This is a genomic window from Parafrankia irregularis, assembly GCF_001536285.1.
Taxonomy (GTDB): domain Bacteria; phylum Actinomycetota; class Actinomycetes; order Frankiales; family Frankiaceae; genus Parafrankia; species Parafrankia irregularis.
The window spans coordinates 211,746-227,722 of record NZ_FAOZ01000006.1 but is presented as its reverse complement, the minus strand read 5'-3'; the positions used below and the strand labels follow the sequence as shown (position 1 = coordinate 227,722).

12 protein-coding genes are annotated in these 15,977 nt (G+C 73.6%); 2 read left to right on the top strand and 10 right to left on the bottom strand.

The window, feature by feature from the left end; all coding sequences use genetic code 11:
* Window positions 1-13: 13 nt before the first annotated feature.
* The 6 genes from AWX74_RS12160 to AWX74_RS12135 all read right to left on the bottom strand — a co-directional run bounded on the left by AWX74_RS12160 (window position 14) and on the right by AWX74_RS12135 (window position 8,496).
* Window positions 14-3,994 (bottom strand): AAA family ATPase, encoded by a 3,981-nt coding sequence (locus AWX74_RS12160; RefSeq protein ID WP_091275201.1) that lies wholly within the window; start codon window positions 3,992-3,994, stop codon window positions 14-16.
* Complete coding sequence (locus AWX74_RS12155) at window positions 3,994-5,226, bottom strand: metallophosphoesterase (protein ID WP_091275196.1); 1,233 nt, start codon at window positions 5,224-5,226, stop codon at window positions 3,994-3,996. The genes AWX74_RS12160 and AWX74_RS12155 overlap by 1 nt, the downstream gene beginning before the upstream one ends.
* A gap of 275 nt (window positions 5,227-5,501) precedes the next feature.
* Window positions 5,502-5,705, bottom strand: coding sequence for a hypothetical protein (locus AWX74_RS12150; RefSeq protein ID WP_054564185.1), 204 nt, complete (start codon window positions 5,703-5,705; stop codon window positions 5,502-5,504).
* 210 nt (window positions 5,706-5,915) lie between these two features.
* On the bottom strand, window positions 5,916-6,704 hold the full coding sequence (locus tag AWX74_RS12145) for an SDR family NAD(P)-dependent oxidoreductase (RefSeq protein ID WP_091275193.1): 789 nt from the start codon (window positions 6,702-6,704) through the stop codon (window positions 5,916-5,918).
* Window positions 6,705-6,782: 78 nt separating this feature from the next.
* The gene (locus tag AWX74_RS12140; protein WP_091275189.1) at window positions 6,783-7,841 is read right to left on the bottom strand and encodes a hypothetical protein; all 1,059 of its coding nucleotides are present in this window, start codon (window positions 7,839-7,841) and stop codon (window positions 6,783-6,785) included.
* A 106-nt stretch (window positions 7,842-7,947) separates the two neighbouring features.
* On the bottom strand, window positions 7,948-8,496 hold the full coding sequence (locus AWX74_RS12135) for a hypothetical protein (RefSeq protein WP_091275186.1): 549 nt from the start codon (window positions 8,494-8,496) through the stop codon (window positions 7,948-7,950).
* A 370-nt stretch (window positions 8,497-8,866) separates the two neighbouring features.
* On the opposite strand from AWX74_RS12135, the gene AWX74_RS12130 reads away from it, so the two are divergent.
* Window positions 8,867-9,388: a hypothetical protein gene (locus tag AWX74_RS12130; protein WP_091275185.1), complete on the top strand. Its 522-nt coding sequence runs from the start codon at window positions 8,867-8,869 to the stop codon at window positions 9,386-9,388.
* An 82-nt stretch (window positions 9,389-9,470) separates the two neighbouring features.
* On the opposite strand, the gene AWX74_RS12125 is transcribed toward AWX74_RS12130, so the two are convergent.
* Window positions 9,471-12,437 (bottom strand): bifunctional acetate--CoA ligase family protein/GNAT family N-acetyltransferase, encoded by a 2,967-nt coding sequence (locus tag AWX74_RS12125; RefSeq protein WP_242666192.1) that lies wholly within the window; start codon window positions 12,435-12,437, stop codon window positions 9,471-9,473.
* A 154-nt stretch (window positions 12,438-12,591) separates the two neighbouring features.
* On the opposite strand from AWX74_RS12125, the gene AWX74_RS12120 reads away from it, so the two are divergent.
* Window positions 12,592-13,119, top strand: coding sequence for a MarR family winged helix-turn-helix transcriptional regulator (locus AWX74_RS12120; protein WP_091275182.1), 528 nt, complete (start codon window positions 12,592-12,594; stop codon window positions 13,117-13,119).
* A gap of 232 nt (window positions 13,120-13,351) precedes the next feature.
* On the opposite strand, the gene AWX74_RS12115 is transcribed toward AWX74_RS12120, so the two are convergent.
* The 3 genes from AWX74_RS12115 to AWX74_RS12105 form a co-directional block, all read right to left on the bottom strand.
* Window positions 13,352-13,810 carry a hypothetical protein gene (locus AWX74_RS12115; protein WP_091275758.1) on the bottom strand — a complete coding sequence of 153 codons (459 nt, stop codon included), beginning with the start codon at window positions 13,808-13,810 and terminating at the stop codon, window positions 13,352-13,354.
* A gap of 224 nt (window positions 13,811-14,034) precedes the next feature.
* Window positions 14,035-14,838, bottom strand: coding sequence for an enoyl-CoA hydratase-related protein (locus tag AWX74_RS12110; RefSeq protein ID WP_242666191.1), 804 nt, complete (start codon window positions 14,836-14,838; stop codon window positions 14,035-14,037).
* Window positions 14,839-15,107: 269 nt separating this feature from the next.
* Window positions 15,108-15,887 (bottom strand): HdeD family acid-resistance protein, encoded by a 780-nt coding sequence (locus tag AWX74_RS12105; protein ID WP_091275178.1) that lies wholly within the window; start codon window positions 15,885-15,887, stop codon window positions 15,108-15,110.
* Window positions 15,888-15,977 lie beyond the last annotated feature (90 nt).

The following is a 15,977-nucleotide window of genomic DNA, read 5'->3' as shown; positions in this document are numbered from 1 at the left end:
CCGCGGGTGGGCGTCAGCCCGAGTGAGCGGCCTCGAAAGCCTCGATGATCTCCCGCGGGATGCGGCCGCGGTCACCGACCTCGAAGCCGTTCTGCCTGGCCCATCCGCGGATCTGGCCGGGATCCCGGCCGCCGGCCCCGGCGCCGCCCGGGCCGGAGGAGCCGGCGGTGCCCGAGGAACCGCCGGAGGTGAGCGCCACCGACCCGCGCGGCCCGGCCGGGGCGGGAAGGAGCCGGTCGCCCGGTTCGGTCGGCAGCCCGATCCCCGCCATGGCCCGGATGTGATCGGGCTCGCGGGCAGCGGCGATCGCGAACGCGGCGGGCAGATACGTGATCGTGATCAGGTCGGCGTCGTCGCGGCCGACGACGACGTCCCGGGCCAGGTCGGCGAGGTGCTCGTGGTGGGTCAGCAGGATGATCTGCCAGAGGGGCGCGAACTCGGTCAGCACCCGTAGGGCGGCCCTCGTCCGGTCGTCGTCGAAGGTCATCAGGACGTCGTCGAGCACGACCGGCAGCGTGGGCTCGCCGCGATCAGCCCGCTCCCGCTGCAGCTGGTCGATCGCAGCCAGCCGCAGGGCGAGGAACACCTGGTCGCAGGTGCCCTCCGACAGCTCGTGCGGCCCGAGCTCGTGCTCGTCCGAGCGGATGACCTTCAACGTCCGGGCGTTGTCGCCGCGGTCGACGGCCCGCAGCGCCACGTACCGGCCCTCGGTGAGCCGTTCGAGCAGCTGCCCCGCCGCAGTGAGCAGGGGCGACGCGTGGCGACGTTCGTACGCCGCCAGCTCGCCGCGCAGCGTCTCGTGCTGGATACGGGCGATGACGTAGCGTTCCGCGGTCTCCGCGACCAGCGCCAGCGATTCCTGGGCCCGCGCGTGCAGCTCGCCGGCGCTCGCGCCGCTCTCCAGATCGAGCAGACGTCGCTCGACGGTGCCGACCGCCGTCCAGGCGTCCGTCTGCGCGGTGGCGTACCGGTCCCGCTCGTCCCGGGCGCGGGTGACCTCGGCCGCCAGCTCCGCGTCCGTCCGTCCGGTCAGGTCGCCGACGACGGCCTCGAGGTCATCGCCGGGGACGGTCGCGCGCAGGAGGGCCTCGGCGGCCGTCAGCTCCGCTGTCACATGGGCGAGGTCCCGCTGGCGGGCCGCCGCGTCCGCGAGGGTCTGCCCGGGTGTGAGGGTGACCTGGGCGCCGAGCTCGTCGAGACGTCCCGCGGCGCTGTCCCGCAGGCCCGCCGCCGCCTCGACGCGGGTGGTGAGTCCGTCGATCGCCTGGTCGATCTCCGCGGTGCGGGCCCGGTTCTGCGCGGCGACGCGGTGCAGGCCGCTGAGCTGATCGACCAGGTCGGCGAGCGCCCCGATCTCGGCATCCAGATCGTCGGCCGTCGCCGTCGCCGTCGCCGTCGCGTTTGCGGTCATGTGTGCCGCTGCCGCTGCCGCTGCCGCTGTGGCGGTCCGGCGCAGGCCGTGCCGGGCTGCCAGGCCCGTCACCTCGGCGGCGAAGTCGCCAAACAGGCCGCCGGCGGCGTCGGCGTCCCGGCCGGCCCGCAGCGCCAGCTCGTGCAGCGCGGCGGCATCGGTGAGCACAGCCCGCCGCTCGGCCCACCCCCGGGGGTCGGTGATGTCCGCCAGGGCGGCGCGGCGGACGAGGGCCCGCCAGTCGTCCTCGGCACCACGCAGCTCCTCGCGGCGTTTCGCCAGGTCACGCTCCGCCTCGTCGACGACACGCCCGGAATGGAGCGCGGTGGCGCGCTGCTCCCGGGCCCGATCGTCGTCGTCGAGCACGCCACGTGCGGCGCCGAGCAGGCTGTCGAGGTCGGCTTCCGCGGCCGGGACACCGACCTGGGCCAGTGCTTCGGCCAGCGCGCTGCGCTGCGCCCGCACCTGCGGGTCCAGCCCGGTGACGCGAGCCTGCGCGGCGAGCAGCTCGCCGTGCGCGCGATGCGCGTCGTCGACGGCCTGCAGGACGTCGTCCACGTCGTCCCGGTCGGGAGCGGCGAGGCCGGCGTCCTGCCACAGCGCCGTCCAGACGGCGCCGGCCCGATCGGCGGCGTCGGCAGCCGCGGCGGCGGCGGACACCGCGTCCGTGACCCGCTCCCGGACGGTCGCGGCCTCCCGGCGGAGCTGACCGCGCCGGGCCGCGAGGTCGGCGTGCCGGATGAGCTGGTCGGCGACCTCGTCGGCCTGGGCGATGCCGGCGGCGAGCACCGGCAGGAGCTCACCGGCCCGCTGCCGGCTCAGACCCTGCACCGCGCCGGGCGCAGCGGTGACGTCCGATGCGACGGTGACGTCCGATGCGACGGTGACGTCCGATGTGGCGGTGGTGTCCGGTTGGACGGTGACGTCCGATGTGGCGGTGCCGGTCGCGGCGATCAGCAGGTTCCACAGCCGGGTGCGGGTCGCGCGGGCCTGCTCCAGCGTCACGGAGTCCGGCAGGTCCTGCTCGTCCACTTCGGCGAGCCGGCCCTGGGCGAGGTCGTCATCGCGGGTGGCCCCGACCAGTTCCTCCTCCCGCCGGGCCAGTGTCACCCGCGCCGCGTCCAGCTCCTTGCGCGCCGCCCGCACCTCGGCGCGCCCGGGCAGGACCGGCGGCGGGCCGTCCAGCTCGCGGGCACCGGCGCGGTGCAGCGCCCCCCGCCGGTCGCGGACCGCGTGAGCCGCCGCGTCGACGGCGTCCCGGGCCAGCGCGGTCGCCGACCCCTGGGCGCCGACCGCGGAGACCACGGCCTTGAGATGGCTGATCGTGGCCGGATCGGCCCCGGGGGAGAGCTCGGTGGCGGCGTCGTGGCGCTGGCGGGCGGCGGACAGTGTCTCCTCGGCCCGGCCCAGCTCGTCGCCGAGGTCACCGATCGTGGCGGCCAGCGCGTCCAGCTGGGCGGCGAGATCCCGGGGGACGTGCAGCTGGTCGAGCAGGTCGGCGGTGTCGCGCCCGTCGTTCGGCCCGACGAGGCCGAGCACCAGCGCGCGGGCCCGCGCGGCCTGGTGACCTGACTCGGTGGCCAGTTCATGGGCGCGGCGGCCGTCGCCCAGCCGGGCGACGCTGGCCCGGTCCAGCCGGATGATGGTCTCGCCGTCCGCGAGCACGGCCTCGTCGACGGTCAGCTTCGCGCGTGCGGCACGGCGCTCGGTCAGCTCGGTGGTCAGCCGTTCCAGCTCCGTCTCGGCGGCCACGGTCTGCGCGGCACTGGCGTCGAAGACCGCCGCCTGCTCCGCGGTGAGCACGGTGCCGGCTGTGAGCAGGGCGATCCGGCGCTCCCGGAGCACCACGAGGTCCCGGACGAAGGCCGCGGCCCGGCCCCGCTGTTCCATCCGGTCGAGCCGCGCGGCGGCGGCCCGGGCCGCCGCCGCGGCCGCCGCGGCCTCGTCGCGGCGTAGCGCCAGCTCGTGGCGCGTCGCCTCGACCTGCGCCGCGCGGGTCATGGACGACGTCGCCTGCTCGGCCTGGCGCTGGTAGTCCGCGAGCGCGATGCGCAGCTTCGACGTCCTGCTGTTGCGATGCTGCTTGTAGAGGGAGTCGACCTCGGCCTCAAGCGCGTCGAGCAGGCTGCGCACGGCCCGCCCGCTACGCGCGGTGAAGACGAGCTCGGCGAGGTCACCGCGGCCCGCGAAGACCAGGTCGCCGCCATCGCGCAGCTCCGCGTGGGAAAGCCCGAACGCGCGGCGCCAGCGGTCGCGTTCCGCGGCGCCGCCGGAGCCCCAGGGCGGAGTGAACGGGACGCCGTCCGCGACCGTCTGCAGACCGGTGTTGCGGCGCCTGATCTCCACCGGCGCCGTCGGTGCCGGTGGCAGCTCGACCTCGGCGCTCAGGCTCAGCGCGCCCAGGCCGAAATGGAAGCTCTGCCGGGTGCCGCGGAAGGTCCACAGCAGGTCGGACAGCGCGTCCAGGGTGGTGGACTTGCCGGCCTCGTTGGCGCCGACGACCAGGGTCAGCCCCGGGCCGAACTCGACGCGGCGGGCTTCGAAGGCACCGTAGCGCTCAAGCCCCAACGCCCGGATGCGCATCAGGCGTCACCGCCGGCCAGTCGGGCCAGCAGGCCGACCCCGGCCCGGTGTGCCAGCTCGCCGAGCGTGCCGGGGTCACCCAGGTCGAGCAGCTCGGCGGTGCGCAGCAGCCGCCCGACCTCCCGATCGAGCGGGCCGGCCCACTGCCGGAGCAGGTCCGGTTGCCCGCCGAGAGACTCGCACGCGACCCGGATCGACGTGATCAGCTCGGGGTCGACGCCGCCGGCGGACGCCGGATCGGTGACCCGGGTGACGATCTTCTCCAGGCAGACCCGCAGGCCGTCCGCGACGGAGCGCAGCTCCTCGCGCAGCCGTTCGGCGTCGGCGAGGTCGGCGGCGGCCCGGCTGGTGCCGGTGAGCACGATCCGCGCGACGACGGGGCGGTCGCCGGCGGCGTCCCGCGCGTCCCGCAGCTCCCGTGCGATCCGGTCGAGGACGGCGTCGAGGGTGGTGGTGCCGCTGATGTCGACCGTGATCATCGCCCAGCGGGCGACATCGCACGGCACGTGCTCGACGCGGGCGGGGCCGGTGCCGGTGATCTCGACGACGAGCGCGCCCTTCGGGCCGGCCTCCCGCGGGGTGCGGCCCTGCAGGTTCCCGCTGAACGCCGCCACCTGCTCGCCAGCGGCCACCACACGATGGGTGTGGACGTGGCCGAGCGCGAAGTAGTCGTACCGGGTGCGGGCCAGATCGTCCGCCGAACACGGCGCGTAGTTGTCGTGGCCGTCGGCGCCGTCCGCCGCGGTGTGCAGGAGACCGACGTTGACCAGCCCGCCGACGGCGTCGGGGTACCGCAGGACGAGGTTGGCCCCGACGGCACGGGTCGCGTAGCTCTGCCCGTGCACCGCCAGGCCCAGGTCCTCGACGATGTGCGTGCCCGGCTGTTCGGCCGGGAACACGAGGACGTTGGGGGGCAGCGTGAGCGTCCGGGTGATCTCGCTCTCGGCATCGTGGTTCCCCGAGATCATGAAAACCCGGACGCCGCTGTCGCGCAGGCGCCCCATCTGCTCGACGAAGTACCGCCCGGTCGCGTAGTCGTGCCAGGTTCCGTCGTAGATGTCCCCGGCGAGCAGCAGTGCGTCCGCCTGCCTGGCGATGGTGAGATCGACCAGGTTGCCGAGCGCCCGCCTGGTCGCCTGACGGAGCAGTTGGGCGAGGTCGCCGTCGCCGAGCCGGGTCAGCCCGCGCAGGGGGCTGTCGAGGTGGACGTCGGCTGCGTGAACGAGACGCATCTTCCCTCTTGCGGCGGGGCGCCCCCGCGCAGTGGGTGATGCGCGGTTGCGGTCGGGTGGCACGGCTCGCGTGGTGCGATCCGCGGACGGCCCTCGTCGCGACGCGCGAGGCCGAACGGCCAGAACCTAGTACCGCAAAGGGACATCTCGAACAGTCCCACGCCGTGTGGGCGCGTGACATTGGCGAATTTCCGGATCGTTGCCGGTCCAGCGTGGTCCTGATGTTTCTCTCTGTTGCGTGGGCAGCTGTGCGTGCCGCCCCGGTACGGGAGCGCTCAGCGCCCGGAGCGTGCGCCCGATCCCGACGTCGAGCGCGTGCGCCGGGCCCGGCTGCGCGTGCCCACGTCGACCTGCCGGGTCGGCCCGGCACCGTCGGCGACGCTGGCCAGGTCCGCCGCGATGCTTCGGTTGATCAGGCCGACGGTCCGTTCCCGGTCGCTGGCGTCGAGTCCTTCGAGCAGGCTGTGGATCAGGCTCACGGTCGTCCTCCGTGTGGTGGTGTGATCGTGTTGCTCGTTTTTCCTGCTTCCCGGGTAGGCGCGGGTTAAGCCTGCGAATTACGAGATTCCGGCCCGGAGCACCGGGTGACCTGGCTCACCCGGCAACCTGGCCCACCCGGCGGCTCGGCCCACCGGGTCGATCCGCTCACCGGCTGGCTCCCCTCACCGGGTCACCCTTCACCGGGTCACTCAGTGCACCGGGGAGAGCCCGCCGTCCAGGTTGATGCCGGCGCCGGTGAGATAGGCCGCCCGCGGCGAGAGCAGGAACGCGGCGAGGTCGGCGAAGTCCCGGGCCTCGCCGACCCGCCCGAGCGGGATGCCGGAGTTCTGGCCGAGGTCGGCGTAGAGGTCGCTTGTGCTGACACCGAGCTCGGTCGCCCGCCGTTCCCACTGCCTGCTCTCCAACAGCCCGATGAGCACCGCGTTGACCCGGATCCCGTCCCGGCCCAGCTCCTTCGACAGAGCCTTGGTCAGGGCGAGGCCGGCGGCCCGGGACACCGAGGTGGGTGTCGATCCGGCTCCCGGCGCCTTCGCCGCCACGGCGAGGGTGTTGACGATGCTGCCGCCACCGGCGGCGCGCAGATGCGGAAGCGCCAGCCGGATGAGCCGGATCGCGCCGTAGACCTTGAGCTCGAGGTCCTCGCTCCACATCTCGTCGGTCTGGGTGTCGAACATCTCGGCGGCGCTGCGCCCGGCGTTGTTCACCAGCCCGTCGATCCGGCCCCAGCGGCCGACGGCGAGCTCGGTGAACCGCTCCAGGTCGGCGGGGCTGGTGACGTCGGCGGCCACGGGCAGCACATCCGCCTCGGCCGCGCCGGCCTTCATGATCTCGTCGGCGAGCTGGTCGAGGGCCTCGGCGCGGCGGGCGCAGAAGGCCACCCGCGCTCCCTCCGCGGCCAGGGTGCGGACGAGCGCCGCGCCGAGGCCTTCGGAGCCACCGGTGACCAGGATGACCCTGCCGGCCAGTTCAAGATCCATGGAGCACCCTCCGTCGTCCACGGTCCGGTCCCCATCGGCCCGTCCGATCCCTGAAGACCCTAGGGACACCGGGGCGGTCTACCCCTCCTCGGGCCCTCTGCCGACTCGGCGGGCGTGGCGGCCGCGGCCGGTACCACGGCCACGGCCGGTATCACGGCGGCGGACAGCGCGACCCGTGAGCAGGGCGAGCGCCGCGGTGAGCATGCCGGTGCCCGCGACGGCCGCGAAAGCGGCCGGCCCGTCCAGGGGAAGGAAGGGAAGGAGGCGCTCACGCACCGGGCCGGCCTGGGTGCCGGGCCGATCGGGGAAGCGGATGCGCGCGGAGATGGTGTTCTCCACCAGGCCGCTGCGCAGGGTGATCGTCGCCTTCCACGGGCCGGCCGGTACCAGCGGATCCAGGAAGACCGTGACCGGGTCGCTTTCGCCCGGGGCGATGGTCGTCCCGAGCTTCGCGTCGAACGGGCCGGCCCGCAGGCCGCCGGGTCCGTCGGTCAGGAGCAGCTCGCCGGTGATGTCCAGGGCCCGTCCACCCGTGTTGTGGACGGTTGTGATCATGGCGGGTCGCCCGTCCTCCAGACGCCGGGCCACGATGTCCGACATGGTGAAGGCGGACGGCGCGGGTCCGCCCGGCCCGATGTCGAGATAGATGCGGATGCCCACCCTGTTGACCATCTCGACGCCGCCGTCGTCGTTCGTGGTGCTGGCTGTCTCGGCCCAGAGGACGCCGTAGTGCTCACCGGGCGAGGCGTCGGTCGGCACGGCGACGCGGACCGTGACAGTGTCGACGCTGTGCGGCGCGACCTCGAGAACCTCCTTGTCGACGCTGGTCCACGTGGTCAGCTCGTTGGCGGCGTGGCCGTCACCGAAGGAGAAGTGGCCCTTCCCGACTGTCGCGGCACCCGGGTAGATGGTGATCCGGCGCGGCTCGGCGCTGTTGTTGGCGACCTCGACGTGCCGGTCGATGACCGTGCCCGGCTCCAGATGATCGATCAGATACTGCCGGGCACGCGGGTCGAGCCGCAGACTGTCGGTGACCTCCATGAGGCGGACGCCGATCGAGCCGTCGTCGCTCGCCCGCGCCGTGGGAGAAGCGCCCATGGTGGTCGTGACCAGCAGCAGACCGGCCACGACAACCATGATCGTTCGTGCGACCGTGTGGCCCGGCAGTGCCCGGCCAGATCGCTGTTCCGTCGTCCCACCCCCTCGCCCGCGTGGTCGCCCGCGGCGGCGGACGACCGGACCGCTAGGCGACCGAGTGCGTCACTGTCGCGGTGAAGGTGCCTGCCACCGCGGACGCCGGCGGAATCGTGACGGTGAGCGTCGGGTTCCAGGTCGCGGTGTTCAGGCCGGTGCCAGCCGTGGCCGTCACCGCTGTCTGTGCTGTGCCAGACAGCGCGGCCACATCTGATCCCGTGGTCGACACATTACTGGCCGTAATCGTTCCGGGGGCGTAGGCGATGGCGGACGCCGGGATGGTGACACCCGCCGCCGCGCCGCTGCCCGCGAGCGCCGACGACGCGACACTCGCGATCCACGTCGCGGACGCGAGACCACGCGAGTCCGTGACGGTCACATTGCCGAGGGGGCCGGACACGGTCGGCGTGGTGACCGCGAACGAGCCGAGGTTCACCTCCGTCGGCCCCGGAACGGCGATGTCGAGAGTCCCGCCGGTCAACGTGAACGTGACGCTGGTCGTGCCGGACGTCGCGGCGGTGGCGGGTGGGGTGATCGCCAGCCCGGCGGCGACGATCGCGGTAGCGCCGGCGGCTACCGCGAGTGATGACCTGCGCAAGCCGCACCTCCGTTCCCGGCGGTAGGCCGCCGTGGTTCGCGGGTCCTGACTCGCTGCCAGGACGGGGATGTTTACCGATCGTGAGCGCCGCTACCGTAGTCACGCCGGACCGACGGTGGCTACTATCCGTAACCACGAGTGGCGTTGGTCAAAGGCCTCCTCGGGGATGAGCGGCGGGGAACCGGCCAGGCCGGCCCAGTGCGGCCCGGTTCCGCCCTGATCGGCTGGTCGGGTGTGCGTGAAGTCCCGTCCGGTCCGGATCCGCCCCCGAATCGGACCTTGAGCCGCGGCGGGCTTCCTTGCCCGCGATCAGTCCCCGCGATACCAATGCGCGGTGCGCAACCGTCTGTCGGGCCGCGGATCCCGCCCGGTGGGGACCCGCCGCGTACCCGCACGCCGGTGGCTCGCACTCGTCCTGCCGACGCTGGTGCTGTCCGGCGCCGGGCTCACCCCGGCCAGGGCGGCGCTGGACATCACCGTGCCGACCTCGAAGAGCCTCGGCTCCCGGCCGGTCGGTAGTGGCACGCTCACCGCGGCGCTCGGCACCGTCACGGTCACAAGCACGAACCTGATCGGCACCTGGACGGCGTCGGTGTCGTCGACGAGCTGCACCACCGGTGCCGGGGGGAGCCAGCGGACGGTGGGGACCAGCCAACTGTCCTACTGGTCCGGGCCCGTCACCGCCACCACGGGACTGCTCTCGCTCACCACCCCGGGCCAGGCCACGGCGGCCAACGCGGTCACGCTGAGCACCACCCGCACCGCCTTCTCCGCGGTCACGGTCAACATCCTGCAAAGCACCGTGTCGTGGAATCCCACGTTCATCGTGAACGTCCCGTCCAGCGTGGTCGCCGGCATGTACACCTGCACGGTGACCCACTCGGTGGCCTGAGCCCGCGGCGGACTGCGCCGGCCGGGAGAAGTGGCGCCCCAGCGGGAGAAAACGGCGCCTTGACGGAACCAGTGCAGTCCCATCAGCGGAAGAAGTCGACGCCCGATCCGGTCATCCGGCGTGGCAGCGACTCCGGGTCGGTCCCCGGCGGCAGCAGGCGGACACCGGCGTGTAGCAGCACGACACCGGAGCGGCCGACGAGCACCGGGTCGAGGAGCACCTCGGCGACGGCGGGCGCACGCTCGGCGAGCCGGGCGAGCCGGTGCAGCACGTCCTCCAGGGCGGCGAGATCGGCTGGCGCCGTCCCACCCGCGGCGCCTGCGTCGCCCGTGCCGCCTGTGCTGCCGGAGCCGCCAGTGCTGCCAGTGCCGCCGGTGCTGCCGGTGCCGCCGGTGCTGCCGGTGCTGCCGGTGCCGACCAGCATGACGGCGCCCCGGATGCCGCGCACAAGCTCCGCGGCGTCTCGGTCGGTGAGGGGCAGAGCGCGGGCCAGCGGGTCGACGAGCAGGTCCGCGACCGCTCCGCCCAGCCGCAGCGACACCAGCGGCCCGATCGCCGGGTCATGGGTCATGCGGACCACGGTGGAGACACCAGCCGGGGCCATCGGCTGCACCAGCATGTCGCCCGGCCCGACTGCGGCCCGGATGGTGCGCCACGCCTCGGCCAGCGCGCCGGGACCCTCGATGCCCAGGCGCACCGCGCCGACGTCCAGCCGGCCACGGAAGCGCTCGTCCGCGATCTTGAGGGCGACCGGCCACCCGATCCGTTCGGCCGCGGCCAGCGCGTGGCTTTCGGAGACCACCCGTTCAGCCGGCCAGACCGCGAGGCCGACTCCGGCGAGGATTCCCGTGACCCGGTCCGGTGGCAGCCATTCGCCGTCCATCGCCGCGCCGTCCATCGCGCGCATCGTCCGGCCCAGGTCGAGCCGGTCGAGGGTGGGCACCGTGCCCTGGTCACGGTCCCGCCAGGCCGCGTGGTCGGCGGCCCGGGCGATCGCCCACGCCGCCGACTCCGGCGAGGCGAAGGACGGCACCGAGCCGCGGCCCGGCGTCGAGGCGGAATCCGGGGCCGAGGCGTGGCCCGAAGCCGCGCCGTGGCCGGTCCGGCGGGCGGCCAGCGCGGCCGGGATCCCGTCATGGCCGAGGAAGGACGCGACGACCGGCAGGCGGCCCGCCGCGGCGACGCCGCGCACGGCCCGCGCCAGCTCGTCGCCGGCGGGATGCGGGGTGATCAGCACCAGCACGGCGTCGACGTCGCCCGAGCCGGCGACGGTGCGCAGCGCCGCCTCGAACCGGTCCGGGGCGGCCATCGCGCCCAGGTCCACCGGGTTCGTCGCGTCCTGGCCGTCGAGCAGGTCACCCAACGCGGCCGTGGTGGCCGGGCCGAACCTTGCCACGTCGAGTCCGGCCGTGCGGCAGGCGTCCACCGCCAGAGCGGCCAGCGCGCTGGACGTCCCGACGATGCCGACCCGCCGCCCGGCCGGCAGCGGCTGGGACACCAGCAGCGCGGCCATGTCGAAAAGCTGCCCCAGCGTGTCGACCCGGATGACGCCGGCGCTGGTGAACAGCGCGTCCAGCGCCGGATCGGTGGAGCTGCCGCCGCTCTTGAGCGCGATCACCGGCTTGCGCCGGCCCAGCCGCCGGGCGATCCGGGCGAACTTGCGGGGGTTGCCGAAGCTCTGCAGGTGCAGCAGGACGACCTCGGTGCGCTCGTCCGACTGCCAGAACTGCAACAGGTCGTTGCCCGAGACGTCCGAACGGTCACCGGTGGAGACGAACGTCGACAGGCCGATCGAGCGCCGCGCCGTCTCGGTGAGAAAGGTGCCGGCCAGCGCCCCGGACTGGGTGAAGGCACCGACCCGCCCGGTCGGGGGCGAGCCGGCGGCGAACGTGGCGTGCAGGCGGACCGCCGGATCCGTGTTGATCACACCCATCGCGTTCGGGCCGATCAGCCGCATGCCCGACTCGCGGGCCAGTCGGGTCACCTCGGCGAGGCGGGCCCGGCCATCGGCCCCGGCCTCGGCGAAGCCGGCCGAGACGACGATCAGGTTCCGGACGTCCTTCTGCGCGCAGGCGCGGACGGCGTCGGCGACCTGGGCCGCGGGCAGCGCGATCACCGCCAGGTCGACCGGGTCCGGGATCTCGCGCACGTCGGGATAGGCGTAGACCGAGGCGATCTGCCGGGCCGCCGGGTTGACCGGGTAGACCGGGCCGTGGAAGTCGCTGGACAGCAGCCTCCGGAACACCTCGTGGCCCGCGTTTCCCGGTCGCCTGCCGGCGCCGATGACCGCGACCGCCCGAGGGTTCAGCAGCCGGGCGATGCTGCGTGCCTCGGCGCGCTGCTCCAACGCCCGTGAGATGCCCCGCGCCCGCGGCGCCTGGGCGGTCGAGAACGCCATCCGGATGATCCGCCCGCTGCCGCTGCCGCTGCCGCTGCCGCTGCCGCTCGCGCTGGTGTCGCTGCTGCCGCTGGTGTCGCCGCGGCTGCCGCTGTCGGTGCCGGTGTCGGAACTGTCGTCGGGAGCGTCGTCGGGGACGAACCCGGCGGCCTGGAAGACCCGCTGGGCGTGGTCGTTGCTGCTGGGCAGGTCGGCGACCAGGTGCCGAACGCCCAGATCGCCGGCGGCCGCGGTCAGGTGCTCCAGCAGCAGCGGCCCCACACCCCGGCGCCGGTACCCCGTCCGCACGACCAGGCGGACCCGGGCCGGGCCCGGGCGCGCGCCCGACCGGACGTACTCCGCCGCCCCGACCAGCCGGCCGCGCAGGATCGCGACGACCACCAGATGGTCCCGGTGGTCGTCGTCGGTGAGTCGCTTCGCGAGGGCGTCGGACGTCTGCTCGTCGTCCCACGGGGCGGGCAGGCCCGCGGCCTCGGCCTCGGTCAGGCCGGTGTACAACGCGGCGAGGCCGGCCGCGTCGGTGCCGAGCGCCGGCCGCAGTTGGACGGGCGCGCCGTCGGTGAGCACGGCGTCCGCCTGCCAGCGTGCCGGACGGCCCTGATCCCGCACGGCCTCATCTCGTACGGCCTCATCCCGCATGGCCTCTGCCATCGCCGAGCCTCCTACCTCCCGGATGCCCGCCTCCGGTGCCGTCAGCCCTGCGATCATGCTGCCGCCACGCTGCGATCGTGCGCGGCCGGGCGGGTTCAGCCGAAAGGTCCGGGTAAAAAGTCGGAATGCCAGCGCAAATCATAGGCTGGATGGCATGGACGGCGGCAGAGAGCCGGCGGCCGGCGCGGGCGGTCGGGTGACCCCGGCCGAGCCGCGTTGGCTCCGGGACAGCGAACGGACCGCCTGGCGAGGCCTCATCAACGTCATGACGCGCCTGCCCGCGGCCCTCGACGCGCAGCTTCGCCGTGACGCGGGCCTGAGCCACTTCGAGTACTCGGTGCTCGTCGGTCTCTCCGAGGCGCCGAACCGGACCCTGGCGATGGCCCGGCTCGCCGAGTTCACCTGCGGGTCGCTGTCCAGGCTCTCGCACGCCGTCAAACGCCTGGAGGACAAGGGCTGGGTGCGGCGCTTCCCGTGCGCCGCCGACGGGCGGGTCACCAACGCGATCCTGACCGACCTCGGTTTCGAGAAGCTCGCCGCGACCGCTCCCGGCCACGTGGAGACCGTCCGTGACCTTGTGGTTGAGGCACTCTCGCGGGAGCAGCTGAACCAGCTCACCGCGATCTGCGGCCAGGTCCTCGACCGGCTGGACACCCCACCGCCACCGACCCGGCCCTGCTGACCGGTTCCGGGCAAGCGGCAGGGCGGTCCCTCGGGAGCGTCGCGGATCCGCACCGCCCTGCGGTGCCGACAATTCATCCCAAGAGGGACAAAAGGGGTGGGGTGTCGCCTGGCGACCCGCAAGAAAGAAGGATTTTGGTCGTTGGAGCGACCAAAATCGTTCACTCTTGCGACTCGCCAAACCGGGCTGCCGGGCTGCCCGGGCGACCGAACACCTCCGCCCACCGTTGGGGCTAGACGCCGGTCGTCGAGCCCGGCCGGGCGATCATCAACACGGTGACCACCGTCCACAGCAGGCTGAACAGGCCGCTGGTCACGGCGACCCGGGTGGTGCTCACCGCCGATCCCGGGGACGTCCGGACCTGCTCGATCAGCTGCTGCTGGCTGGGGAGCACCGCCATCGCGAGGACGAGCGCGGCGATCCCGGTGAGCACGATCGAGGCCACCAGCCAGGGGTCGCCGACCACGCCCATGCTCATGGCGGTGGCCAGCCCGAGGATCGGCACCACGATGCCGATCGCCGCGTACACGTTGCAGATGCGGTGCAGGGTGCTGACCACTCCCACGGCCCGGGGGTCGGGCTCACGCAGCGCCGACCGCACCGCCGGGGCGAACATGCTCGCCGCGACCGTCACCGGGCCGACGGCGATGATCGCGGCGAGGACGTGGACGCTGAGGAGAAAGGTGGTCACAAACGCCGAGGTTAGGTGCCGCGCCGTGGCCTCCAGGGCGACCGGAGCCACCAGCCGCCTGCAGCCTGCGGCCCGCCGATCCGAGCCGCTCGCCCCTTGACCGACCGGGCTGCCCGGCCCTCCCCGCCAGCCCTGGCCGGTCAGGCTCTTCCAGTCCTGCTCCTGGCCGGTCCTGGTCGGTCCTGCTCGGTCCCGGTCGGTCCCGGTCCGCTCGGGGCGGTGCCTCAGTCTCGCGCGGGCAGGGCGTCGAAGACCGCGGGCCGCTTCTCGGTACGTGCGGTGAGCGCCTCGGCGAGTCCCGGGCCGTCGAAGGCGATGTCCATCTGCTGGAGCGTATCGGTGAGGGCGTCGTCCGCGGAGCGGTCGAGGTCGGCGTAGACCTGCTTCTTGATGGTCGCGAACGAGAACGGCGAGCAGTTGGCCGCCAGGTCCGCCGCGTAGGCGAGGGCGGCGTCGAGCACGGTGCCGTCCGGGACCACCCGGTGGACGAGGCCGATGGCCGCCGCCTCCTGGGCGTCGATGGTCCGCCCGCTGAGCAGGAGGTCCATCGCGGCCTGCACGCCGATCACCCGCGGGAGCAGCCAGGAGACGCCGTACTCGGCGGCGAGCCCCAGGCGCGAGAACGCGGTCGCGATCTTCGCCGACTCGGCCGCGAACCGGATGTCGCTGCCCAGCATGTAGGCGAAGCCGATGCCGACGGCGGCACCGTTGATCGCGGCGATCACGGGCTTGCGCAGCCGCATGGCCAGCGTCGGCAGGTCCTCCCGGGCCGGGACGAACTTCTTGATCATCTCGGGCCCGCCGCGCAGCACGTCCAGGTCGGCGCCGGAGCAGAAGCCGGGGCCGGCGCCGGTCACGACGATCACGCGGACGGCCGGATCGTCGTCCGCCGCGCGCAGTGCGTCCGCGTAGGCGGGGCCCATCGTCGCGGTGATCGCGTTGCGCGCCTTCGGGCGGTTGAAGGTGATGACACAGACCCCGTCGCGGATCTCGGTCAGAATCTCGCGGTCGTCGGTTTCCGTCGTCACGCTGCCCGCCTCAGTGATTTGGCCCTGGTCTGGTCTGATCCGTCGCCACCCGAACGTCGTCAAGGAGACTAGGCGACCGCCGTTGTCCGGCGCTCGTCAGATGTGACGGACGACGGATCGGCGACGACGGATCGGCGAGACGAACCAACGGATCGGCGAGACGAACCAGGCGAAGCCGGATCGACCGGCTGCGCGGGACCCGAGCGGCCGGCGTGCGCGTGCCTGCGCATGCGCACCGCCGGCCGCCGTGGCGTCCGCAGCCTGCGATCTCAGCTTCCGCCGCCGCCGCGGGTGGGTGCGGCCGGGTCCATGTGCGGCTGCTGTTCGGCCCGGGCGGCGCCGGCGGCCGCCCGCCCGCTGAAGCCGCTGTGCATGAGGGTGTCCAGGCGGGGCTCCTCACCGTCCGCGGAGCGCATGGTCGCGGCGAACTTGGTCAGACCGATCACGAGCGCGGTGAGCGCGACCCACAGGACGACCAGCGAGTACGTGGGATGGTGATGGGTCGCGGCCCAGAACGCCATCGCGACCGAGAACGCGCCGATGGTCAGCGGAGCCCACCAGGTACCCCCATGCGCTGCCTGCCGCTGCGAGAACGCCGACACCAGGGCGTGGATGCCGAGGGCCAGCAGTGACCAGGCGGCGATCCGGGCGACCACGGCCAGTGTCGGGCTGGGCCAGACGAGCGCCACGATGCCGCCGGCGGCCAGCGCGACGGCCAGGGCCGCGTGTGTGGGCCGCCAGGAGACGCCGGAAGCCAGGCCGGTGACCAGCTCGCTGAGCGCACCCAGCAGCAGTGTGATCCCGAGCAGGACGGCGATCGACTTGCCGGTGGTCAGTCCGAACATCGGGATGGCCAGTGCGAACAGCAGCCAGCCGATGCCCAGCGGGAGCAGCGCCCCCATGGCCTTGGCGCCCAGGTCCTGGCCCGCTCCCGCACCACCGGACGCGCCGCCGTGGCCACGGCCGCGGCCATGCTCGTGAAAGGCGTGGCCATGAAGATCGTGGCCGTGGCCGCGAAGATCGTGGCCACGATCGCCTGATGCACTCATGAAGTCATCCCTCCAGCAGGGTGGTTGTCGTGTGCGGGTTCTCCCTCACCCGTGCCCGGAGGCTTCGGATTTCATACCGTGCGTTACGAG

What these genes read in the sequence shown, in the direction of transcription:
- AWX74_RS12140 (WP_091275189.1), bottom strand. Translation starts at nt 7,841, where the DNA reads ATGGTTGTCGTGGCCGGTCTGCTGCTGGTCACGACCACCATGGGCGCT.
- AWX74_RS12120 (WP_091275182.1), top strand. Translation starts at nt 12,592, where the DNA reads ATGGACGGCGGCAGAGAGCCGGCGGCCGGCGCGGGCGGTCGGGTGACC.
- AWX74_RS12145 (WP_091275193.1), bottom strand. Translation starts at nt 6,704, where the DNA reads ATGGATCTTGAACTGGCCGGCAGGGTCATCCTGGTCACCGGTGGCTCC.
- AWX74_RS12155 (WP_091275196.1), bottom strand. Translation starts at nt 5,226, where the DNA reads ATGCGTCTCGTTCACGCAGCCGACGTCCACCTCGACAGCCCCCTGCGC.
- AWX74_RS12160 (WP_091275201.1), bottom strand. Translation starts at nt 3,994, where the DNA reads ATGCGCATCCGGGCGTTGGGGCTTGAGCGCTACGGTGCCTTCGAAGCC.
- AWX74_RS12105 (WP_091275178.1), bottom strand. Translation starts at nt 15,887, where the DNA reads ATGAGTGCATCAGGCGATCGTGGCCACGATCTTCGCGGCCACGGCCAC.
- AWX74_RS12125 (WP_242666192.1), bottom strand. Translation starts at nt 12,437, where the DNA reads ATGGCAGAGGCCATGCGGGATGAGGCCGTACGAGATGAGGCCGTGCGG.